The sequence below is a fragment of the Paenibacillus sp. J22P277 genome (assembly GCF_059383675.1).
Genome location: NZ_JBXENS010000002.1, coordinates 954,054 through 976,653 on the forward strand (window position 1 = coordinate 954,054; position 22,600 = coordinate 976,653).

Genomic DNA, 22,600 nt, shown 5'->3' on the forward strand with positions numbered 1-22,600 from the left:
TTATCGTTTTGTGCCGACCGGGCGCGTCCTTGCGGTTCGGCCCCGCCGGTCTTTGTCGTCTAAGATTGTACTGTATCTTTTAGCCTTGGACAAGCGACCGGCCGGTCATTTCTTCCGGCTGCTTCAAACCCGCGAACTGCAGGATCGTCGGCGCGATGTCCGCCAGGATGCCGCCTTCGCGCAGCGGTCCGACTTGCCGGGTCACGATGAACGGAACCGGGTTCGTCGTATGTGCCGTGAACGGACGGCCGTTCGGGTCGATGACCATGTCCGCGTTGCCGTGATCGGCCGTGATGAGGCATACGCCGCCTTTGGCCAGCACCGCTTCCACGACTTGTCCGAGGCAGGCGTCCGTCGCTTCGACCGCCTTGATCGTCGGCTCCAGCATGCCGGAGTGGCCCACCATGTCGGGGTTGGCGAAGTTCAGGATAATCACGTCTTGACGGTCGTTCTCGATCTCGTTCACCGCTGCCGCGGCGACTTCGTACGCGCTCATCTCAGGCTTCAGGTCATACGTTGCGACCTTCGGCGACGGAATAAGAATGCGCGTCTCGCCCGGAAGCTCGTGATCGCGGCCCCCGCTGAAGAAGAACGTCACGTGCGGGTATTTCTCGGTCTCGGCGATGCGAAGCTGGCGCTTGTTGTTCTGCACGAGCACCTCGCCCAGCGTGTTGTCCAGGTTCTTCGGTTTATACGCAACGAACCCGCCTACCGTTTCGCTGAAGAGCGTCAGGCAGACGAAGTACAGGTTCTTCGGCGCTTTCGGGCCGCGGTCGAAGCCGGGGAAGTCCTCGTTCGTGAATACTTGCGACAGTTGGATCGCACGGTCGGGGCGGAAGTTGAAGAAGACGACTGCGTCTTCGGATTCCACGGTGCCGACGGGTGTTCCATCTGCCTTGACGATAACCGACGGCAGGAAGAATTCGTCGAAAACCGACTTCTCGTAGGATTCCGTTATGGCTTGGATCGGATCGGTGTATTGCGGGCCGTCGCCGTAGACCATCGCGCGGTACGATTTCTCGACGCGCTCCCAGCGTTTGTCGCGGTCCATGGCATAATAGCGGCCTTGCAAGGTCGCGATTCGGCCGACGCCGATTTCTTGGATTTTCGCAATCAATTGCTCCAGATAACCTTTGCCGCTGTCCGGCGCCACGTCGCGGCCGTCGAGGAAAGCGTGGATGTAGACGTCGTCCAACCCTTCCTTCTTCGCCAGCTCCAGCAGCGCGAACAGATGCGCGATGTGGCTGTGAACGCCGCCGTCGGACAGCAGCCCGTACAGGTGCAGCTTCTTGCCGTTCGCCTTCGCATGGCGCACGGCGCCGAGCAACGTCTCGTTATCGAAGAAGTCGCCGTCGCGGATGGACTTACTGATGCGGGTCAAATCCTGATAAACGATCCGGCCTGCGCCGATGTTCAGGTGGCCTACTTCAGAGTTGCCCATTTGTCCTTCCGGCAAACCTACCGCTTCGCCGCTCGCCGTGAGCGTCGTATGCGGGAATGTCGACCAATAACGGTCGTAATTCGGCTTGTTCGCCTGCGCGACCGCGTTGCCCGTTACGTCGTTGCGAAGGCCGAAGCCGTCCAAAATAATCAGTGCTACCGGTGCCGTCATGTTACTTCGCCCCCTCGACAAGCTGAATGAAGGAAGCGGGCTCAAGGCTCGCTCCGCCTACCAAGGCGCCGTCGATGTTGGATTGACCCATATACTCGCTTACGTTGTTCGGTTTCACGCTGCCGCCGTATTGAATGCGGACCGCGTTGGCCGTCTCGCCATCGTACAGGCCTGCGATCACGCCGCGGATGAAGGCGATGACGTCCTCCGCGTCCGCGGACGTCGACGATTTGCCCGTACCGATCGCCCAGATCGGCTCGTAGGCCACGACGACTTCAGCCGCTTGCGCAGCGGAGAGGCCTTGGAAAGCCGCTTCCGTTTGCACGTGGCAGACGTTTTTCGTTTGCTCGGCTTCGCGCTCTTCCAGCTTTTCGCCGACGCACACGATCGGAGTCAAGCCGTGCTTGAATGCCGCATGCACCTTCTTGTTCACGATCTCGTCCGATTCCGCGAAGTACGCGCGGCGCTCGGAGTGGCCGATGATGACGTACTTCACGCCGAGGTCCTTCAGCATGATGCCGCTGATCTCGCCCGTGTACGCGCCGTTGTCCTCGAAATGGACGTTTTGCGCGCCGATGGCGATCGTCGTGCCTTTCGCCGCTTCCACAAGCGCTGGCAGCGTCGTGAACGGCGCGCAGATGACGGTTTCGACGCCGTCGACCTCCGCTTTGCCTTTTACGTCCGCGAAGAATGCAGTCGCTTCGGAAACGGTTTTGAACATTTTCCAGTTACCCGCAATAATCGGTTTACGCATAGTCATTATCGCTCCTTCGGCTTACTTGTGTATTCGGTCTTACTTATCGTTCAAGGCTACGACGCCCGGGAGCGCTTTGCCTTCCATGAATTCCAGCGAGGCGCCGCCGCCCGTGGAGATATGATCCATTTTGTCGGCCAGGTGGAACTTCTCGGCTGCCGCAGCGGAGTCGCCGCCGCCGATGACGGTGTATGCGGAAGTCTCAGCGCAAGCTTGCGCAACCGCGCGCGTGCCGTGGGAGAACGGTTCGATCTCGAATACGCCCATCGGTCCGTTCCAGACGACCAGCTTGGAGTTCTTGATGACGTCCGCGTAGATTTCGCGCGTCTTCGGTCCGATGTCAATGCCTTCCCAGTCGGCCGGAATGCCGTCGACGTCGACGATCTTCGTGTTTGCTTTCGCGCTGAATTCGTCCGTGATGACCACGTCAACAGGCAGCAGGAAGTTTTTGCCGAGCTTTTTCGCCTTCTCGATGAACTCAAGTGCCAGATCCAGCTTCGAGTTATCGCACAGCGATTGGCCGATTTCATAGCCTTGCGCCTTGAAGAACGTATATGACAGGCCGCCGCCGATGACGATATTGTCCGCGATCTCGATCATTTTGTTGATGACGTCGATTTTGTCTTTGACTTTGGAGCCGCCCACGATTGCCGTGAAAGGACGCTCGGGATTCAGCAGCGCTCGGCCAAGGACGTCCAGCTCTTTCTCCATCAACAGGCCGGATACGGCCGGCAGGTAGTGCGCGATGCCTTCCGTCGAGGCATGCGCGCGGTGAGCGGCGCCGAACGCGTCGTTCACGAACAGATCCGCCAGCTCGGCAAAAGCCTTCGCCAACTCCGGATCGTTCTTCTCTTCGCCCTCGTAGAAACGGACGTTCTCGAGCAGCAGCACGTCGCCTTCCTTCAAGTCGGCCGCTTGCGCCTTGACCGCGTCGCCGATCGCTTCGTCGGCTTTCGCGACAGGCTTGCCCAGCAGCTCGGACAGACGCTCGCCGGCTTTCGTCAGGCGCAGCTCTTCCACGACTTGACCTTTCGGACGTCCCATGTGGCTCGCCAAGATCACCTTCGCGCCGTTCTCGATCAGATACTTGATCGTCGGCAGCGTCTCGCGGATCCGCGTATCGTCCGTAATTGCCCCGTTTTCCATCGGCACGTTAAAATCCACACGAACGAATACACGTTTGCCCGCAACCTCAACGTCACGCACACTCTTCTTGTTCATAAGCAGAATTCCTCCCGGGTACCCAAGCCGCCGCAAGGCGAAAAAAGGTCAAAGTATATTCAAATTCTCCACGCTATCCATCCCGCTATGGCGGTCTATTTCTCTATGTGTAAGGCGCCGCAGGCGCCGTGTTCTTACATTGCGGTGCCGCAGGCACCATCCTATCAATGGCTCCGTGATGCCGCAGCGCATCGTGGCCGTCCAGGTTCCAATAGGGAACCGCCATACGCCCTTCCCAAGCATCAGCGAAGCGCCGATGCGGCCATCCCAGCCCCGCGAACAACCTTCACGGTCTCTTGACCTTCCAGTCGCACGGGAGCGCCGAAATGAAAGCTTACGCCCCCGCAGGGCGAAGCATCAAGGGCGTATGGCGGGCCCCCGTAAACCACCGCGAAGGAGCTACATCAGTAGCTCCTTCGCCAACATCGGGTGTCCAGAGGGGAACCCTTGGAATCCCCCTTTGCAAGGGGGACTTAGGGGGATGGTCCCTCTTACAGACCTTTCGATGCGATATATGCAGCCAGGTCGACGACGCGGTTGGAGTAGCCCCACTCGTTGTCGTACCAGGAGATGACTTTGACCATGTTGCCTTCAACGACCATCGTCGACAGTGCATCGATCGTGGAGGAAGCAGGGTCGTGGTTGTAGTCGCTCGATACAAGCGGCTCTTCGGAGTAGTTCAAGATGCCTTTAAGGGAAGTTTCGGAAGCGTCTTTCAGCGCTGCGTTCACTTCTTCGACCGTAACGTTGACTTTCAGCTCGGCAACCAGGTCGGTTACCGAAACGTTAGGCGTAGGTACGCGCATAGCCATGCCGTTCAATTTGCCTTTCAGCTCAGGCAGTACAAGGGATACTGCTTTTGCAGCGCCCGTGGAGGAAGGAATGATGTTTTCTGCGGCAGCGCGAGCGCGGCGCAGATCTTTATGAGGAACGTCAAGTACGGATTGATCGTTCGTGTACGAGTGAATGGTCGTCATCATGCCTTTTACGATACCGAATTTGTCGTTAAGCACTTTTGCGAATGGAGCCAGACAGTTCGTCGTGCAAGATGCGTTGGAGATAATCGTGTGGGCAGCTGAATCGTATTTGTCTTCGTTAACGCCCATGACGATCGTGATGTCTTCGTTGGAAGCTGGTGCGGAGATGATGACTTTCTTCGCGCCGCCTTTCAAGTGAAGCTCGGCTTTTTCTTTCGCCGTGAAGATACCCGTGGATTCAACGACGATTTCCGCGCCTACGGATGCCCATGGAAGGTTCTCAGGGTTGCGTTCAGCAAAAACTTTGATTTCGCGTCCGTTCACGACCAGCGCGCCTTCTTTGGCTTCGACCGTGCCGTCAAGCTTGCCGTGCGTCGTGTCGTATTTAAGCAGGTGGGCCAGCGTGTTCGTGTCCGTCAGATCGTTGACTGCGACGATTTGAACATCCGGGTTGTTCAGGGCTGCGCGGAATACGTTACGACCGATGCGACCAAATCCGTTAATACCAACTTTTACCATTTTTGTTTCCTCCTAGACATGATTTCATTTATCTCAAGACGAGGACCGAAGGGAAGCCGGCGGGGCTGCCCTCCGATTCGTCAAGATCACGTTGCTGCATTACTGCGATTCCTTCTCGATAATCGCCGCGATCTCAAGCGCGGCCGCTTCATCCGTCACGAGCACGTCGTCATGGCCGAAACGCATCACGGCCGCGATGGCCTCGCCTTTGCTTCGTCCGCCAGCGATCGCGATCACGACCTCGGTCTCCATGATGTCCTCGAGCCGCAAACCCGCGGTCAGCATCTTGTGGACGACTTCGCCGTGCCGGTCGAAATAATACCCGAACGACTCCGCGAGCGCGCCTTCCGCCTTCATGGCTTCCACGACCGCCGCGTCGACGCGTCTGCGCCTTGCCATCACCATAGCGTCTCCGATGCCGTGAACGACGATGCGGGCTTCGCGAATCACTTCCACGATCTCCCGGACGTTCGGTTCCTGCATCAAGGAGTTGTACGCTTCTTCGCCCAAATGGTCGGGCACGTGAAGCATCCTGTACTGCGCGCCGGTTCGCTTGGCCATCGTGGAAGCGATCGTGTTGGCCTGATAGTCCAAGCTTTCCCCGAGCCCCCCGCGCGCCGGCACGAACAAATTGCTTCTCAGCGGCGTCTGGGACGTCAGCTGGTTCGCGACTTGCGCAAGCGTCGATCCGCCCGTTACGGCGATGACGTCATTTGCCTTCATATCTTTCCTTAGCACGCTGCAGCCTGCTCTTCCAAGCTCTCTGCCCGTTGCCGGAGATTCGTCCGAATCGCCCGAGACGATAACCACTTGCTTCAAGCCGAAATGCTTGCGGATCTTCTCTTCCAGCTCCGATAAGCCGAACATCGCTTTGTAGAACGGCTCCATTTCGTCCAGCAGGCGTTTGCCCGCTTCGCTGATCCGCATGCCGGCGGCATCGATGATCAGCAGCTCCTGCGATTTCAGGAAGTCCGTCTCGGCGCGGAGCACGCGTTCCGTCATTTCCAGCGATGCGGCGAGCGAACGTCTTCCGATCATGTCCGAGAGCATCACTTGACGGAGGATGAGGTATCGTTTGCGCATGACGACGAGCAAATCCGGCAGAAGCTGCTGTTGTATGGCGATGAGCGAGTGCATCTTTCAACATCAACTCCTGTTACAGAAGAGCATGGGTCAATCCTGGTCAATCAACGTGGACATAAAACGTCCCATATGATCGTTTTAAGTCCCACCACTATTGTAACCCATTCGACAGGAGGGGGCAAGGTCGATTTCCGGAATGAAAACGATTACCGTCACGATTTACACAATATTATTTTGCAATGACGCCTTGCTTTTCTCCTCGGATTCCCCTATAATCATATTTGCTGTCACAAACGCGCCCGTGGTCCAATGGATATGACGTAGGCCTCCGGAGCCTGAGATCGAGGTTCAATTCCTCGCGGGCGCGCCATTAATTTTAATAAGCTCGACTATATAACGAAGGGCCTTCCGACAACGGAAGGTCCTTTTTTGCTTAAGCCGAATGTCCCTCAAACAGCATCTCCAAATCCGCTGCAAAGTAACCTCGCATTGCCCGGTTATCAAGCGATTCGCCGGTTTTTTGACCTTCCCTGACTATATATTCTGACCTTCTTTGACTTTTGTGAACGAATCCGTTATGATGTTTTTACACAAGTCGCCACTATCTCAACCCATTTTGCATTAGGAGGGAATTACGATGGAATCGATGAATTTCGTGCCTATGGTTATTGAGCAGAGCAACCGCGGAGAACGCGCTTACGACATTTACTCCCGTTTGCTGAAGGATCGGATTGTATTCCTCGGTACGCCTGTCAACGACATGGTCGCCAACTCCATTATCGCGCAGCTGCTGTTCCTTGCCGCCGACGATCCCGAGAAAGACATCTCGATCTACATTAACAGTCCTGGCGGTTCCGTCTCGGCAGGTCTTGCCATATTCGATACCATGAATTTCATTAAACCGGAAGTTTCGACGATCTGCGTCGGCATGGCCGCCTCGATGGGCGCTTTCCTGCTCGCCGCCGGCGCGAAGGGCAAACGTTACGCCCTGCCGAACAGCGAAGTCATGATCCATCAGCCGCTCGGCGGCGCGCAAGGCCAAGCCAGCGACATCGAGATCCGCGCGAAGCATATTCTCAAGACGCGCGACACGCTGAATCGCATCCTCGTGGAACGCACCGGCCAGACGCTTGAGAAAATCGAGCGCGATACCGACCGCGATTACTTCATGTCCGCTGCCGAAGCCGCCGCGTACGGTCTCGTCGACAAAGTGATCGAGAAGCTGTAAGATTCGCCTCTTGCATTGCAAAGAGCGTTAACCCTCTAAGGGTTAGCGCTCTTTTTTCTTTGTAGGCCGTATATTCCATCCGCGCGTCTATATTCAGATTCACAACCAACTCAATTTGTCAAGTACTATTCAATCAGGTGAACCGTTAAGGACGATGCCTTAAAATCATGTTAATATGTACTAAATGATTCCATATCCTCCTTCACTTAGGCTACGTATTGAAATCTATAAAACGGAGTTGCACACGCATGAAACTTACGAAACCGTTCGCAAGCGTGCGAAATTTCATTCGACCTCATGACTCGGGCAATGCATTTACGCCATACGCGCCAACGTTCGAACCTAAATATCAGCATGCTTCCCCAGAACCCGATACGCAAAACCTGTTCTTGCCGATGCAGGACAGGTCACTCTTACTGCGGCCGCTTAGCGATTCTCATCTGATCGAAGTGTACCACGAAGCGAAAGCCATGCATCTCTCCGAAGAGTTTATCTCTTTGATCGAACATGCGATCGAGCAACGGGGATTGAACGTCAATGACGACCGCAAATCCCTCGCGTAATCCTGCAAACACAAAGGCAGACCTTCCTCCGAAGCCGGAGGCTGGTCTGCCTTCTTTGTTGTTATTGCATCTCGTAGACGACGGTGATGTCCGTGGTCACGGTAATTTCGCCGGTTTGCACGCTCGTGCTCGGGGCGCTGCCCGTCGCATCCGCCGCCGGCGCTGCCATTTCGCCTTTACCGATGAAGATCGGTCCGCTGTTGGCGCTATTTTGCGTGATGGTGAAGACGCCCTTCACTTGCTTGCCCGCTGATTTTGCCAGCGTCTCGGCTTTTGCTTTGGCGTTCGCCATCGCTTTGTCGAGCGCCTGCAGCTCGTATTGGTCCTGCTTCTCCGTATCGAACTGAACGCCGTCCACGCGGTTCGCGCCAGATGCGGACAAATCGTCGAGCAGCTTGCCGATTCCGTTCAAGTCCCGGGTCGTCACCTGGATGTTATGCACCGCCAAGTAGTCTTTGATCTTGCTGGTGCCGTCTTTGCTATTGTACTCGTATTCCGGCTGTACGGTGAAGCCCGTCGTCTTGACGTCCTTCGTCGCGACCTTGTACGTGTCGTACAGCAGCTTCGTCAGCCCCGTGAATTGGGCCGCATTCTTCGACTGCGCCTCTTTGGCCGATGCCGCTCTCGCTTCCACCGCCACGCTCAAGTACGCCACGTCCGGCGCCGCGTCGATCTTGCCGCTGCCCGAGACCGTAATCGTGCTCTTCTGCACGAGCGCGCCGTTGTCGACCGCGTATACCGGCTTGCTGCCATGTCCTGCCCCGCCAAACATCGCGCCCACCCCTACCGCCAGCGCCAATGCCGGCACCAACGCCCATTTCGGTTTCATCTTCATTTTCTTCGCCCCTTTTTGCCAAAAATAGGTGTTCTTGTTATGTAAGACGCGCCATTCCTCCGCGATGTTGCGGTTGTCCGGGAAGAATTATCGCATCCCCGCCTACAAACAGAAAAAACCCCCGTTAGGGAGTTTCCTCGTATCAAAATTACAGCCTCGAATGGGCCGTAATTTCGCCATTATTGGTTCTCGAGCTCTTCCTTGCTGACCAGGTTGACTAAAGCGGTTACAGCTTGGTCGGCATCCGAACCTTCCGCGCTTATCGTGACTTCAGTCCCTGAACTAATCGCAAGGCTCATAATGCCCATAATCGATTTTGCGTTCACTTTTTTATCGTCCTTCTCAACAAAGACCTCGGAAGAAAACTTGTTCGCTTCCTGAACAAAAAGTGCGGCCGGTCTTGCATGAAGACCTGTCTTCAGTCGAACGACAACCGGATGCCTTGTCATGGAAACCTTACCCCCTATACGAAATTCAACCCTTATAAGCGTGCAAACGTCATTTTACTCACTATTATATCACTTTTGTGCTTTGTACACTAGCCTTTGCCTATCCGTTCCTTAATTTTTCCGCAAGCTCGTCGATTTTACGCAGCCGGTGGTTCACGCCCGACTTGCTCACTTTCCCTTTGAGCATCTCGCCGACTTCCGTCAAATTCAGATCCGGGTGCATCATTCTTATATTCGCTACCTCGCGGAGCTTCTCGGGGAGCGTATCCAGCCCCACTTCCCGCTCCAGCAGCTTGATATTATCGATCTGGCGGACAGCCGCTCCGATCGTCTTATTCAAATTTGCCGTCTCGCAGTTCACGATCCGGTTGACGGAGTTGCGCATATCCCGCATGATTCGGACATCCTCGAATTTGAACAGCGCTTGATGCGCTCCGATGATGCTGAGAAGCTCGATGATCTTCTCGCCTTCTTTCATGTAGAAGATGAACCCCTTCTTCCGTTCGATGCAGCGGGCGTTCAAGTCGAACTTGTTCGCCAGCTCCACGAGCGCCTGACAATGTTCTTCGTACATCGTGGCGATTTCCAAATGGTACGAGGAGCCCTCCGGATTGTTGACGGAGCCGCCGGCCAGGAACGCGCCGCGCAGATAGGCTCGTTTGCAGCATGATTTGCGAATCATTTCCTTGTCGATGCCTTGATTGAACACGAAGCCTTCCGACACGATTTTGAGCTCGGCCAAGATCTCCTGCACTTTGGTCGGAATACGCACGATATACACATTGTTTTTCTTCAACCTCATCTTTTTGCGAACCAGCAATTCCGTATGCACGGCAAACTGCTTCTTGATGAGGGAATAGATCCGTCTTGCGATTGCTGCGTTTTCCGTCGAAATATCAAGGATGACTTTCCGGCTGGACAACGAGACCGAACCGTTCATGCGAATCAGCGCAGACAACTCTGCCAATTCGCAGCACGCATCCGCTTCGATGAGCGTCAATTCTTTTTTGGTTTGTCCCGCAAAAGACACGTACCCTCACCTCTTTCGTTCCATCCAGTTTTCCACAAGCTGATAAATATGATGACTGAGCCTTGCCGCGTCATGCCGCAAATACGTGCGGAACAAGACGAGCTTGTCGGCAATGACCTCGTACCCGCTTCGTTTTACTTCGTCCAAATCCAGAAGCACGGCCTTCGCGCCCATCTCGGCGTACTTGAGCTGCACCTGCTCCGGAATCTCGCCATTGTTCACGATGACATAATCGAACAAATGATGGCCCACGTGCGCATGCACGGCCGCCAAATGATCGCTCACCGAATAATTGTCCGTCTCGCCCGGCTGCGTCATGACGTTGCAGACGAACATTTTGACCGCGCAAGATTCCACGATGCTCTGCGCCAGCTTCGGCACGAGCAGGTTCGGAATGATGCTGGTGTACAGACTGCCCGGCCCGATCAGGATCGCGTCCGCTTCCCGAATCGCTTCCACGGCTTCCTCCAGCGGCTCCACGTCCGGCGGCTCGATAAACACCCGCTTGATCGCTTTGCCGGCCTTCGGAATGTTGGATTCGCCCGTAATGATCGTGCCGTCCACCATCTCGCCCTTCAGCACGATAGCTTCGCCCGCGGCCGGCAGCACCCGTCCCCGAACGGCCAGGACCTTGCTCAGCATCCGGACCCCGGAAACGAAATCTCCCGTGATATCGGTCATTGCCGCCAGCATCAGGTTGCCTAAGCTGTGTCCCGCAAGCCCAGTACCGGAATTAAACCGGTACTTCAGCACGTCGGACAGCAACGGCTCGACATCCGCGAGCGCGATCAGCACGTTGCGGATGTCGCCCGGCGGTGGCATTTGCAACTCGTTGCGCAGGATGCCGGAGCTTCCGCCGTCATCGGCGACCGTGACGATCGCCGTAATGTCGAGCGGCTTCTCCTTCAGGCCGCGCAGCATGACCGAGAGTCCCGTGCCGCCGCCGATCACGACGATCCGGGGCTGTTGCGCCTTACTACGTTCCCCCATGGTATGCCTCAGCTCCGATCACGGTCTGCATCTCGATGACTGACGCGCACGATTTCCGTATCGCTGCTGCCAAGCATGCGTCCCAAATATTCCGCGATCGCGACCGAACGGTGCTTGCCGCCCGTGCAGCCGATTCCGATCACGACCTGACTCTTGCCTTCCTTGCGGTAAAGCGGAATGAGAAATTGCAGCATATCCAGCAACTTCGCAAGAAACGCCTGCGTCTCCGGCCATTTCATCACGTATTCGTAGACCTCGGGATCCTGGCCGGTGTTGGGACGCAAGTGAGTGACGTAATGCGGATTCGGCAGAAACCGCACGTCGAAGATCAGATCCGCGTCGATCGGAACGCCGTATTTGAAACCGAAGGAAATGACGTTCACGGAGATCGTGCTCATGTCCGAGTTCGTGAACCGGGACATGATCCGTTCCTTCAAATGAGCCGGCTTCAGGTTGCTCGTATCGATGATTTGCGTCGCCCAGCCCTTCAGATCCTCCAGCATCCGGCGCTCCAGCTTGATCCCCTCAAGCGGGAGCCCTTCGGTCGCCAGCGGATGCATCCGGCGGCTTTCCTTGTAACGCTGGACGAGCACGCCATCGGTCGCATCCAAGAACAGAATCTCGTAGCCGATCGTGAAATGCTCCTTCACGTAGCTGAGCGATTCTGACAAGGCCGTAAAAAACTCGCGTCCGCGCAAGTCGATCACCAGCGCCACCTTGCCGATTTTGCCGTTGGACTGCTCGATCAATTCGGCGAACTTCGGAATAAGCACCGGCGGCAAATTATCGACGCAGAAGAAACCGAGGTCTTCCAAGCTCTGCACCGCAATGGTTTTGCCGGCGCCGGACATGCCCGTGATAATGACGAGTTTCGCCTTCGCTGTTGCCGATTCCATCGTCAATTCCTCCTAACCCACGAAAAACCTGCAACCATATGAATCCTGATAAACGTAAGTGATACGTTTGCGGAGGATACTCGCAACAACCATCGCCCTATGCGCGAATGATAAGGCCGGCAGCGCCTACTACGCCAGCATCGTTGCCCAGAATGGCCGGCACGATCTCCACGCCTTCCTGCGCCATGTTAGGCGTTGACTTGCGGAATACGTCACGGATTTGCTCGAAGAGGAATTCGCCCGCTTTCGAAACGCCGCCGCCGATGATGAAACGCTGCGGATTCAGCACGACGGCGACCGTCGCCATCGATTTGCCCAGGTAGAACGCCGCGCGGTTCACGATGCGCCCCGCCACTTCGTCGCCGGCTTTCGCCGCGTCGATGACATCCTTCGCCATGATGTTTTCCACGAACGACAGCGACGTCCGGTCGCCGCGCTCGACGGCGTCCTTGGCCATCCGGATGATGCCCGTCGCCGAAGAGACGGTTTCCAGGCAGCCTTTGTTGCCGCAGCCGCATTGGATCGCTTCCAGGTCCGGCACGATCGCCATATGGCCCAGCTCGCCGGCCATGCCTTTGTAGCCTTCGACGATCTTGCCATTGATGATGACGCCGCCGCCGACGCCCGTTCCAAGGGTGTAGCACACGCAATCCGAGATGCCGCGGCCTGCGCCAGCCCAAGCTTCGCCAAGCGCAGCCACGTTCGCATCGTTGTTCACGAGCACCTTCTTGTTCAGTTTCGCTTCCAAAATATCTTTAAGCGGCACGTTTTCGAAGAACAGGTTGACCGATTTGTGGACGAAACCGCGCGGAATGTCCAGGAAGCCGGCAATGCCGATGCCGACGCCTTCCACCTGATCCCACTCGTACGACGATTGTTCCACGATCAGGCGGGCATATGCCGCGATGTTATCGCAAACCGTGTCGGAACCCTTCTCGACTTCGGTCGGACCTTCGTACGTATGCAGCAGCGCGCCTTCGCTATCGCAAATGCCAACCTTGATGGACGTACCGCCAATATCTACACCAACGACAATTTTCTCGGACATGAATGGGCCACCTCTATAATAATATAAGGATCTGTTGCTATTTCCGTTCCAACTAAAACTATAAGCGAACGCTTCCAACTGGTCAAGAATAAGCCATTGCTGCCAGAAACAGCCTTTCGCAACAGGATCGCTTACATGAAGCGACGCTGTCCGGTAGTCCGGACAGCGTCCCCGTTGCTCGCCTGCTAACCGGTCGAACCCGGGCTTACAGCGACTGGCTCCAGTCGTGCACCGCGTGGCCTTCCAGGAATTTCTCGCAATCCAATGCCGCCATGCAGCCGCTTCCGGCCGCCGTGATCGCTTGGCGGTACTTGTGATCCTGCACGTCTCCGCAAGCGAAGATGCCCGGGATTTTCGTCTCCGACGTACCCGGATTCACCACCAGGTAACCGGTCTCGTCCGTTTCCAACTGGCCGTTCAGGAACTTCGTGTTCGGTGTATGGCCGATCGCGACGAAAATGCCGTTCGTCTCGATGACTTCTTCTTCGCCTGTCTCGTTGTTCTTCACTTTCAGCCCCGTCACGCCCATATCGCCGGCTACGACTTCAAGCGGCGTACGGTCGAGCGCCCAGCTGATCTTGCCGTTCGCGCGCGCGCGGTCCTGCATGATTTTGGAAGCGCGCATTTCCGGACGGCGGTGAACCAGCACGACCTCGGAAGCGAAGCGCGTGAGGAAGCTCGCTTCTTCCATGGCGGAATCGCCGCCGCCGACCACGATGATTTTCTTGCCGCGGAAAAAGAAGCCGTCGCATGTTGCGCACGTGCTGACGCCGCGTCCCACGTTCTCGCGCTCGTTGGCGATGCCCAGGTATTTGGCGGAGGCGCCGGTCGAGATGATCAGCGCTTCGGCTTGGAGCTCGCCTTGGCCTTCGACCTGCAGCGTAAACGGTCGTTTGGAGGTGTCGACGGAATTGACCCAGCCGGTGCGGAATTCGGCGCCGAAGCGCTCCGCCTGCTTGCGCATGTTCGCCATCAGATCTGGACCCATGATACCTTCCGGGAATCCGGGGAAGTTCTCGACTTCCGTCGTCGTCGTCAGTTGGCCGCCCGGCTCAGGACCTTCGATGACGAGCGGGTTCATGTTGGCTCGGGCCAGGTAAATGGCTGCGGTAAGGCCTGCGGGGCCGGTTCCGATAATTATTGCTTTGTACACGAGTAGTGCCTCCTTTGCGATTAAGCTCCCTTAGTCGCGGTGGTCCGCAAGCGCCGGGAAGGTCATTCTCATTTTTTCTTTGATACCGCATATTTCATCAATGCGCTTGGCGCATTTGCTGACGGTCGCGATCGAGATGCCGTACCGCTGCGACACTTCATGGTAAGAAATTTCGCGGCGGTGCATTTTGGCGGTCAAGTATTCCAGCGCGGCTGCCCAGCCCTCCACTTTCCCAAGCTTCGGCACGTCGGGGTATACCCGGGATAGGAATTCAATCCACAGCGTAAGCAGGTCATGCTGCTGCACCAAATCGTACTGCTTATTCATCCGCACGAGCGCGGCTTCGAGCACGGACTGCCATTTGTCTTCCCAGATCGGCAGGCGCGACGGCATCCGGCTGTGCTCGATGACCGTTTCCTTGCCTTCGAGAATCGCATTCAGCGATTCATGCACGCCGATGGAGCGGAGCACGAAGATGGCGATCCGCTTCAGATAATCGTCTTCCTGCGGCTCGACGATGAACTCGCGCAGCGCATCCTTCACTTCATTATCGGCAATCATGCCGAGCGCTTGAATGACCTGCAGCTTCGTATGGCGGTCGCCGTGGCGCAGCGCCCAGAAGAAGGACGAGCGGACGAGCGGATCGCGCTTCATATGATCCGGCAGCGACTCCGTCGATTTCTCCCACAGCTTGAACTGCTCTTCGAAAGGAAGATGGTAATGATAACTCGCGGGCGCCGCGTGCTGGCCGTTCTTCATGCGTTCCAGCTGCTCCAAATAATAACCGGGCACGTGCGAATCGGCATCGAGCTTTCGGACCTGCTGCCATAAGCGGCGAGCTTCCTCGTAGCGCCCCATGTTGCAGGCGGCCACGGCCGCGTAATGGTAGAGGCAAGGGTCCGATTTCAGCGCCCCGTCCTTCAGGAGCCGCATGAAATGGCGGTAAGCCTCTCCATGCTCTCCTAGAATGCCCATTGTCGTCGCCAGCTTAAACACATGCTCCTGGTGGAACGGCACGGTTTTGCACAACAGTTCGACAAGCGGCGCCAATTCTTCTTTATCCTCGCCGTGCTGGTAGAAAATCGCCAGGTTGCACAAGGCATGCAGATTGCCCGGCTCGAGCTCCAGCACCTGCTTGATCGTGATCATCGCTTTATCGAAAATGCCCATGTAGTAGTAGGCAAGCGCCAGGTTGTTGCGGGCTGCCAGGAAGTCGGCGTTCTTCTCGACGATGCTCTCGAGCAGGCGAACGGCTTCGACGAACTTGCCTTCTTCGAGCATCGACCTCGCCCGGTCATGCTCGAAAAATCCTTCGCGCGCCTTGATGAACGCGAGCTTCGTCGGCCGTTCCAGTTCGAAGTGCAGCAGTTCCATCATCTCTTCCGATTCCTCGAGAAATTGGCCTTCGGCGTCTTCCTCCAGGTAACGCACGAGCGAAGTCTCGGCCGCTTCGTACAATTCCATATTGGCGTAATTGTTCGCCATATAAAAATGACATTCCGTCATTTCGGGATCGAGCTCGTCGACGATCGACTGGAGAATGCGGTTGGATTCCTCGTAATTCCCCATCTCAGACAAAATTCCCGCCATATTGCAGTGGTTGACGGGATTATCCGGCTCGTATTCGGCCGCGCGCCGGAAGTATTTCAGTGCCTTGTCATAATGATATCGATCCATCGAGCGCACCGCACGCTCGAAGAAGAACGTTGCGTCCCACTGAATGGGAATGATTTTCGTGCTGCGACCGGCAAGCGCAATTTTCTTTTCTTTCATAACACAAGGCACCTCCTCGGCTGCAGAGGCGGACAGTACTCATTCGCGCATAACGTATTATGCGCGCTAGTACGACCAGCCCCTTACAAAGTTTCTACGATTATACCATAGCGCGGCCTATCCTTACACGCAAGAATATGTGGCAAATCGCGGGCAGGCGCCCGCGATTCAGGTGGTTGGCCGCGAATCGCGGCCCTATGGGACGAACAAAACCGGCATCGCCGATGCTAAATGCCCGCGTTTTTGAAGAGCGTGCTGATGGAGCCGCCTTCGATAATGATCCGCGTCGTTTCCGCCAAAATCGGGGCGACCGACAGCACCGTGAACCGATCGGAACGATTGTCCGGAAGCGCGATCGTATCGGTAACGATGACTTCTTTAATATTAGGATGGTCCAATCGCTGCAGGGCAGGGCCCGAGAAGAGCGGATGCGTTGCGCACACGTAGACGTCATCGGAGCCGCGTTCCTTGAGGCCTTCCACGACGTTGACGATCGTGCCGCCCGTATCGATCATGTCCTCGATAATGATCGGCGTGCCTCCCTCGACATCGCCGATAACGTGGGTGATGTTGGACTCGTTGTGGGCTTGGCGTTTCTTGATCATGATCGCGAACGGCGCATCCAGATAGTTCGCCAGCTTCTCCGCCGTCGAAGCACGACCGGCATCCGGGGAGACGACGACCGGGTTTTTGATGTTCTTCGATTTGAGGTAGTCGCTGATCAGGTCAAGGCCTGTCAGGTGATCCACCGGAATATTAAAGAATCCTTGAATCGCCGGCGCATGGAGATCGATCGTGATCACGCGCGTCGCCCCGACGGTCGTCAGCACGTCAGCAAGCATCTTGGCGGAAATCGGTTCACGCGGAGCCGCTTTGCGCTCTTGGCGCGCATAGCCGTAGTAAGGCACGATGATGTTTACGGTACGGGCGGAAGCACGCTTCGCCGCATCGATCATGACGAGCAGTTCGACGAAGTGATCGTTGATGGGATGCGAGAACGACTGAACCAGGAACACGTCGCAGTTACGGATCGTTTCCTCGTAGTGAACATAAATTTCGCCGCTCTTAAACCGGGAAACCTTGATTCTGCCGAGCGGCAGCCCGAGCTCTTCGCTGATTCGTTCAGCCAATTTGGGATTCGAGGAACCCGAGAAAATACGCAGCTTGTCGCTAAACAACATAATACCCTCCTGAGCGATTAGACCACTAAATTAATAACCTTCCGTCCCTTCATGCAGACAGGGAAGCACAACGGCACGATTGACTTCGGCTTTTTAAAACACCGCATTGTTTCGACAACTTTCATTATACATGGAATCATTAAGAATTCAAAAAACGATCTTGTGGGATTACTTGCCCTTAACCGCCTTCAACATGCCGATCCCGTCCCTATGCGGCATCTGGCGCGGTTTGTTCCCGTTGTTGAGCGCGTATCCGCGGGCCGGGGCGTCCGAAAGCGGCAGAACCGAGCGCGCTGTTCCGACGGCTCGGTCCAAGGCTGCGGTCGCTCCGGATGTACTAGGAGGACGGCTTTATTTTGTTGTGGCGGTTTCCGAGCTCGGCCATGACCTCGTCCAGCGACAGGCCGCGCTCGCGCAGCAGCACCATCAGATGGAAGATCAGATCGCTCGTCTCGCAGCGCAGCTCGTCGTTGTCTTTGTTCTTGGCCGCGATGATGACCTCGGCCGTCTCTTCGCCGACTTTCTTCAGAATCTTGTCGACGCCCTTCTCGAATAAATACGTCGTGTAGGCGCCTTCGGGACGTTCGACGTAACGCTGCGCGATCGTCGCCTCCAGCTGGTTCAGCATCGCGAACCGGTCGCTGGACTGCTGGAAGGAGCTTGCGCCGGATTCCGTGCCCTTAATGCCCTGCACTTCGCCCGTGAAGCAGCTGTACGTGCCCGTGTGGCAAGCCGGACCGGTTTGCTCCACCCGCACGAGCAGCGTATCGCCGTCGCAGTCATACTGCATCGCCACGATGCGCTGCGTATGCCCGCTCGTCGCGCCTTTGTTCCAGAGCTCGCCGCGCGAACGGCTCCAGAACCAGGTCACGCCCGTTTCCGCGGACAGCGTCAGCGATTCCCGGTTCATGTAGGCCATCATCAACACTTCTTTGCTTTTGGCATCCTGCACGATGGCCGGGACCAACCCCGCCTCGTTCCATTTGATCTCCTCGGCAACCGCCGCAATCGTTTTTCCTGTGCTCATCGAACCTCGACCCCTTTCTGCCGCAAGTCGTCCTTCACGTCGCGGATCGTCATTTCTTTATAGTGAAAAATCGTCGCCGCTAGGCCAGCGTCCGCATGCCCCTGCAGGAATACGTCATGAAAATGCTCCACTCTGCCCGCGCCGCCGGAAGCGATAACCGGGATGCCCAGCAAATCGGACACCGCGCGCGTCAGTTTCAAGTCGAAGCCGTCCTTCGTGCCGTCCGCATCCATGCTGGTCAACAGAATTTCCCCGGCGCCCAGTCGTTCCGCTTCCTTCGCCCAGGCCAGCGCCTTGATGCCCGTCGCCGTGCGTCCGCCGTGCGTGTACACTTCCCACTCTCCCCAGGCCGCATTGAACTTCGCGTCGATCGCGACCACAATGCACTGGGAACCGAATTTCTTCGCCCCGTCCCTGACGAGCGACGGGTTTTTCACGGCTGCCGTATTGATGCCGATCTTGTCGGCTCCGGCCCGCAGCAGCCGCTTCATGTCGTCGACATGCGAGATGCCGCCGCCGACCGTGAACGGGATGGTGATTTCGCCCGCCGTGCGTTTGACGACCTCCACCATCGTGGCCCTTCCTTCGACCGACGCGGAGATGTCGAGAAAGATCAGCTCGTCCGCGCCTTCCTTATCGTAAATCGCCGCAAGTTCGACGGGATCGCCGGCATCGCGCAGGTTCACGAAATTGACGCCTTTGACGACGCGTCCGTCCTTCACGTCCAGACAAGGGATAATCCGTTTGGCTAACATTGTGGACGCTCCCTCCTAAAAAATTAATCAATAATGCCTCGGAAGCAATGCTTCCCTTGGCTTGCAAGCTCTTAGCGCGGCCTCACTATGTACGCGTTGCCGCGAGGCGCTATCGTACGGCTTCGCGCACGCCAGTCAGAGCCAGGAAATTGCGGAGCAGGCTCATGCCGAGGTCGCTGCTCTTCTCCGGGTGGAACTGCATGCCGTATACGTTGCCGCTGCCGACGATCGCCGTGACCTGACCGTTATAGTCCGTCGTCGCGAGCAGATCGCTTTCCCGCTCCGGCTTCGCGTGGAAGGAATGAACGAAGTACACATGCCCCGGCTCGAGTCCGTCGAAAAGCGCATTCTTCTGGCGGAAGTCCAACATGTTCCAGCCCATATGCGGCACTTTGAAATCGCCCTTAAACCGAATGACCGTCCCCGGCAGCAGATTCAAGCCTTCATGCGGACCGTACTCCTCGCTTTCGCTGAACAGCAGCTGCATGCCGAGGCAGATGCCGAGCAGCGGCTTCCCGGTCGCCGCATATTGCCGCGTCACTTCGTCCAGACCCGTGCCCTGCAGATTCTGCATCGCATCGCCGAATGCCCCGACGCCCGGCAAAATCGCGCCGTCCGCCTCTATGATCTCCTGCGCTTCCGCCGTGACGACCGCTTCGTATCCGAGCCGCTCCACCGCCTTGCTGACGCTGTGCAGGTTGCCCATGCCGTAATCGATGATCGCGATCATCCTACAGCACTCCCTTCGTCGAAGGCACTCCTAGCACGCGCGGGTCGATGCCGGTCGCTTCGTCAAGCGCCCGGCCGAGCGCCTTGAACACCGCTTCGATCATGTGATGCGTATTGAGGCCGTAATGCACGATGACATGCAGCGTCATGCGCGCTTCGAGCGCCAGCTTCCAGAGGAATTCATGCACGAGCTCCGTGGAGAAGCTGCCGACCTGCTGGGACGGGTACTGCGCCCGATACTCGAAATGCGGCCGGTTGCTGAGGTCGATGACGACCTGTGCCAGCGCCTCGTCCATCGGCACGAACACCGAAGCATAACGCTTGATGCCGCGCTTGTCGCCCAGCGCTTCGCGGATCGTCTGCCCGAGGCAAATGCCGATGTCCTCGACCGTATGATGATCGTCGATGTCCACGTCGCCGCGCGCTTCGACCGTCAGATCGAATTGACCGTGCTTGGTGAACAGGTCGAGCATATGGTTCAGGAACGGCACGTCCGTCTCGATCTTGGAAATGCCGGTGCCGTCGAGGCCAAAAGCGAGCGTTATGTCCGTCTCGTTCGTTTTGCGCGCCACGTCGGCCGCGCGAATCACGTTATCCGCCATAGTAAACATCCTTCTTTCGCTTCATTCTATTCGTGCAACGAACCGCCTTGCCCGCAGCGTGCAGGCTGTTCCCTCCGACGGTCCGGTTAACGTATCGCCGGGACTACCGTTCCCGCTCCAAGCGGATTTCGATGGCGCGCGCATGCGCCTCCAGGCCTTCATGCCGGGCAAGCGTGATGATTTGATCGCCGTTTGCCAGCAGCGCTTCCTTGCTGTAGTGGATGAGGCTCGATTTCTTCATGAAATCGTCCACGTTCACCGGCGAAGAGAAACGCGCAGTGCCGTTGGTCGGCAGGATATGATTCGGACCGGCGAAATAATCGCCGACCGGTTCCGAACTGTACGGACCGACGAAGATCGCGCCCGCGTTCTCGATTCGGCCCAGCAGCGTCATCGGGTCGGCCGTCATGATCTCCAGATGCTCGGGCGCCATGCGGTTGACCGCGGCTACCGCTTCCGCCATCGAATCCGCCAACAGGATCGCGCCGTAGCCGTTGATAGACTGGCGGGCCGTGCCTTCTCGCGGAAGCGTCGATAGCTGCTGCTCGATTTCCACGGCTACGGCATCGCCCAGCGCCTCCGAGGTCGTCACAAGGATGGCAGAGGCCATCTCGTCATGCTCCGCCTGCGATAGCAGGTCTGCCGCGACATAGGCGGGATCCGCCGTCTCGTCCGCCAGCACGACGATTTCGCTCGGGCCGGCAATGCTGTCGATTGCCACGACCCCGAACACCGCGCGCTTCGCCAGCGCAACGTAGATGTTGCCGGGTCCGCAGATTTTATCGACCGGCGGGATCGTTTCCGTGCCGTACGCGAGCGCGGCTACGGCTTGCGCGCCGCCAATCCGGTACATCTCCTTGACGCCCGCTTCCGCGGCCGCGACCAGAATATACGGGTCGATGCCCGCCTTGCCTCCGGTCGAGGGCGGCGTCACCATCACGATCTCGGGCACGCCCGCGACTTGTGCCGGAATGACGTTCATCAATACGGAAGACGGGTAAGCCGCCTTCCCGCCCGGCACGTAGACGCCGACGCGTTTTAACGGACGCAGGAGCTGGCCCAGCATCGTGCCGTCCGGCTGCACGTCCACCCAGGACTGCCGCAGCTGCTTTTCGTGAAATGCCCGGATATTCAACGCTGCTTGGCGGATCGCCGTCAGGAAATCCGCGTCGACGCGATCGTACGCCGCTTGAATCTCGTCGTTCGTGACGCGCAGCGTACCGGTATCCAGCCGGACGCGGTCCAGCTCCTCCGTATAGCGCAACAGCGCCGCGTCGCCTTCCGTGCGGACCGCCTCGACGATGCGCGCGACCGTTTCGTTTTGTTCAGGCGAACCGTATTCCACCTTGCGCGTTAATCCAAATTGCTCCGCCCGCAGCTTTCGCATGCCGCTTCGCTCCTTCCATGCTTTATTCGTATGGCAACCATCGGGAGCCGCCGATCGGGACTCGAATCCTTTCATGCTCATGCGATTCCGTCGCTGTTCTGCCCGGCTATTGCCTAGTAAACGACCGGTTTCGCCGCGATAGCCTGCTGCAGCTTATCGCACAGGTTCTGAATCGCCTCGTTCTTCATGCGGTAGCTGACGCGGTTCGCGATCAGCCGGCTCGTGATGCCGAAGATCGTCTCCATCTCCACCAGGCCGTTCTCGCGGAGCGTCTGCCCCGTTTCCACCATATCGACGATCCGGTCCGCCAGCCCGATCAGCGGCGCCAGCTCGATGGAGCCGTTCAGCTTGATCACTTCGACCTGCTGTCCCTGCTCGCGGAAGTACTGCGAGGCCACGCTCGGATACTTCGTCGCGACGCGGGGATGAATGACCGGCTTCCAATCCGGCAGCCCGATGACGGACATGCGGCATTTCGCGATCCCCAGATCCAGCAGCTCGTAGACGTCCTTGTTTTCTTCCATCAGCACGTCTTTGCCCACGATGCCGATGTCGGCAACGCCGTATTCGACGTAGGTCGGCACGTCTACGGGCTTCGCCATTATAAATGACATGCCCGCTTCGGGAAGCTCGATGATCAGCTTGCGCGTATCGTCGAAATCGCTCGGGATCGGAACCCCCGCTTCCCTGAACAAGTTCGAGGCCACCTTATAAATGCGGCCCTTCGGCATCGCTACCTTCAACAGCTCCCGGCCGGAGGAAGCCTGCAGTTCGTTCATCGTCATGTT

General features: G+C 57.3%; 22 protein-coding genes and 1 tRNA gene. 3 read left to right on the plus strand and 20 right to left on the minus strand.

Features of this window, described 5'->3' with window-relative positions; translation table 11 throughout:
* Nucleotides 1-79: 79 nt before the first annotated feature.
* The 5 genes from gpmI to AC50YL_RS08890 form a co-directional block, all read right to left on the minus strand.
* Nucleotides 80-1,612 (minus strand): 2,3-bisphosphoglycerate-independent phosphoglycerate mutase, encoded by a 1,533-nt coding sequence (gpmI, locus tag AC50YL_RS08870; RefSeq protein ID WP_494831094.1) that lies wholly within the window; start codon nt 1,610-1,612, stop codon nt 80-82.
* Nucleotide 1,613: 1 nt separating this feature from the next.
* Nucleotides 1,614-2,366 carry a triose-phosphate isomerase gene (gene tpiA, locus AC50YL_RS08875; protein ID WP_494831096.1) on the minus strand — a complete coding sequence of 251 codons (753 nt, stop codon included), beginning with the start codon at nt 2,364-2,366 and terminating at the stop codon, nt 1,614-1,616.
* 39 nt (nt 2,367-2,405) lie between these two features.
* A complete protein-coding gene (locus AC50YL_RS08880; protein ID WP_494831098.1) occupies nt 2,406-3,587 on the minus strand; it encodes a phosphoglycerate kinase in 1,182 nt (393 codons plus the stop codon).
* Between the two features lie 491 nt (nt 3,588-4,078).
* Nucleotides 4,079-5,083 carry a type I glyceraldehyde-3-phosphate dehydrogenase gene (gene gap, locus AC50YL_RS08885; RefSeq protein WP_494831100.1) on the minus strand — a complete coding sequence of 335 codons (1,005 nt, stop codon included), beginning with the start codon at nt 5,081-5,083 and terminating at the stop codon, nt 4,079-4,081.
* A 99-nt stretch (nt 5,084-5,182) separates the two neighbouring features.
* Nucleotides 5,183-6,220 carry a sugar-binding transcriptional regulator gene (locus AC50YL_RS08890; RefSeq protein ID WP_161747321.1) on the minus strand — a complete coding sequence of 346 codons (1,038 nt, stop codon included), beginning with the start codon at nt 6,218-6,220 and terminating at the stop codon, nt 5,183-5,185.
* Nucleotides 6,221-6,461: 241 nt separating this feature from the next.
* On the opposite strand from AC50YL_RS08890, the gene AC50YL_RS08895 reads away from it, so the two are divergent.
* The 3 genes from AC50YL_RS08895 to AC50YL_RS08905 all read left to right on the plus strand — a co-directional run bounded on the left by AC50YL_RS08895 (nt 6,462) and on the right by AC50YL_RS08905 (nt 7,957).
* Nucleotides 6,462-6,536, plus strand: a tRNA-Arg gene (locus AC50YL_RS08895).
* Nucleotides 6,537-6,812: 276 nt separating this feature from the next.
* A complete protein-coding gene (gene clpP / locus AC50YL_RS08900; RefSeq protein WP_494831219.1) occupies nt 6,813-7,394 on the plus strand; it encodes an ATP-dependent Clp endopeptidase proteolytic subunit ClpP in 582 nt (193 codons plus the stop codon).
* A gap of 248 nt (nt 7,395-7,642) precedes the next feature.
* Nucleotides 7,643-7,957: a sporulation histidine kinase inhibitor Sda gene (locus tag AC50YL_RS08905; RefSeq protein ID WP_494831102.1), complete on the plus strand. Its 315-nt coding sequence runs from the start codon at nt 7,643-7,645 to the stop codon at nt 7,955-7,957.
* 61 nt (nt 7,958-8,018) lie between these two features.
* On the opposite strand, the gene AC50YL_RS08910 is transcribed toward AC50YL_RS08905, so the two are convergent.
* The 15 genes from AC50YL_RS08910 to hisG all read right to left on the minus strand — a co-directional run bounded on the left by AC50YL_RS08910 (nt 8,019) and on the right by hisG (nt 22,597).
* Entirely contained in the window at nt 8,019-8,792 is a 774-nt protein-coding gene (locus AC50YL_RS08910; protein ID WP_494831104.1) for an SIMPL domain-containing protein, read from the minus strand.
* A 179-nt stretch (nt 8,793-8,971) separates the two neighbouring features.
* Nucleotides 8,972-9,241, minus strand: a complete 270-nt coding sequence (locus tag AC50YL_RS08915) for an HPr family phosphocarrier protein (RefSeq protein ID WP_090583454.1) — start codon at nt 9,239-9,241, stop codon at nt 8,972-8,974.
* Between the two features lie 100 nt (nt 9,242-9,341).
* Complete coding sequence (whiA, locus tag AC50YL_RS08920; protein WP_494831107.1) at nt 9,342-10,271, minus strand: DNA-binding protein WhiA; 930 nt, start codon at nt 10,269-10,271, stop codon at nt 9,342-9,344.
* Between the two features lie 6 nt (nt 10,272-10,277).
* Nucleotides 10,278-11,261, minus strand: a complete 984-nt coding sequence (locus AC50YL_RS08925; RefSeq protein WP_494831109.1) for a gluconeogenesis factor YvcK family protein — start codon at nt 11,259-11,261, stop codon at nt 10,278-10,280.
* An 8-nt stretch (nt 11,262-11,269) separates the two neighbouring features.
* On the minus strand, nt 11,270-12,157 hold the full coding sequence (gene rapZ, locus AC50YL_RS08930; RefSeq protein WP_494831111.1) for an RNase adapter RapZ: 888 nt from the start codon (nt 12,155-12,157) through the stop codon (nt 11,270-11,272).
* Between the two features lie 97 nt (nt 12,158-12,254).
* Nucleotides 12,255-13,205: an ROK family glucokinase gene (locus tag AC50YL_RS08935; RefSeq protein WP_494831113.1), complete on the minus strand. Its 951-nt coding sequence runs from the start codon at nt 13,203-13,205 to the stop codon at nt 12,255-12,257.
* Nucleotides 13,206-13,410: 205 nt separating this feature from the next.
* Complete coding sequence (gene trxB, locus AC50YL_RS08940; RefSeq protein WP_494831115.1) at nt 13,411-14,358, minus strand: thioredoxin-disulfide reductase; 948 nt, start codon at nt 14,356-14,358, stop codon at nt 13,411-13,413.
* A gap of 30 nt (nt 14,359-14,388) precedes the next feature.
* Complete coding sequence (locus AC50YL_RS08945; RefSeq protein WP_494831117.1) at nt 14,389-16,131, minus strand: tetratricopeptide repeat protein; 1,743 nt, start codon at nt 16,129-16,131, stop codon at nt 14,389-14,391.
* Nucleotides 16,132-16,358: 227 nt separating this feature from the next.
* The gene (locus AC50YL_RS08950) at nt 16,359-17,309 is read right to left on the minus strand and encodes a ribose-phosphate diphosphokinase (RefSeq protein WP_161747344.1); all 951 of its coding nucleotides are present in this window, start codon (nt 17,307-17,309) and stop codon (nt 16,359-16,361) included.
* A 340-nt stretch (nt 17,310-17,649) separates the two neighbouring features.
* Nucleotides 17,650-18,339: a bifunctional phosphoribosyl-AMP cyclohydrolase/phosphoribosyl-ATP diphosphatase HisIE gene (hisIE, locus tag AC50YL_RS08955; protein WP_494831119.1), complete on the minus strand. Its 690-nt coding sequence runs from the start codon at nt 18,337-18,339 to the stop codon at nt 17,650-17,652.
* Nucleotides 18,336-19,094, minus strand: coding sequence for an imidazole glycerol phosphate synthase subunit HisF (gene hisF / locus AC50YL_RS08960; RefSeq protein WP_494831120.1), 759 nt, complete (start codon nt 19,092-19,094; stop codon nt 18,336-18,338). The genes hisIE and hisF overlap by 4 nt, the downstream gene beginning before the upstream one ends.
* 109 nt (nt 19,095-19,203) lie before the next feature.
* The gene (gene hisH / locus AC50YL_RS08965) at nt 19,204-19,824 is read right to left on the minus strand and encodes an imidazole glycerol phosphate synthase subunit HisH (RefSeq protein ID WP_494831122.1); all 621 of its coding nucleotides are present in this window, start codon (nt 19,822-19,824) and stop codon (nt 19,204-19,206) included.
* Between the two features lies 1 nt (nt 19,825).
* Complete coding sequence (hisB, locus tag AC50YL_RS08970; RefSeq protein ID WP_494831124.1) at nt 19,826-20,425, minus strand: imidazoleglycerol-phosphate dehydratase HisB; 600 nt, start codon at nt 20,423-20,425, stop codon at nt 19,826-19,828.
* A gap of 103 nt (nt 20,426-20,528) precedes the next feature.
* On the minus strand, nt 20,529-21,812 hold the full coding sequence (hisD, locus tag AC50YL_RS08975; RefSeq protein WP_494831126.1) for a histidinol dehydrogenase: 1,284 nt from the start codon (nt 21,810-21,812) through the stop codon (nt 20,529-20,531).
* A gap of 113 nt (nt 21,813-21,925) precedes the next feature.
* Nucleotides 21,926-22,597 carry an ATP phosphoribosyltransferase gene (hisG, locus tag AC50YL_RS08980; protein WP_494831128.1) on the minus strand — a complete coding sequence of 224 codons (672 nt, stop codon included), beginning with the start codon at nt 22,595-22,597 and terminating at the stop codon, nt 21,926-21,928.
* Nucleotides 22,598-22,600: the final 3 nt, after the last annotated feature.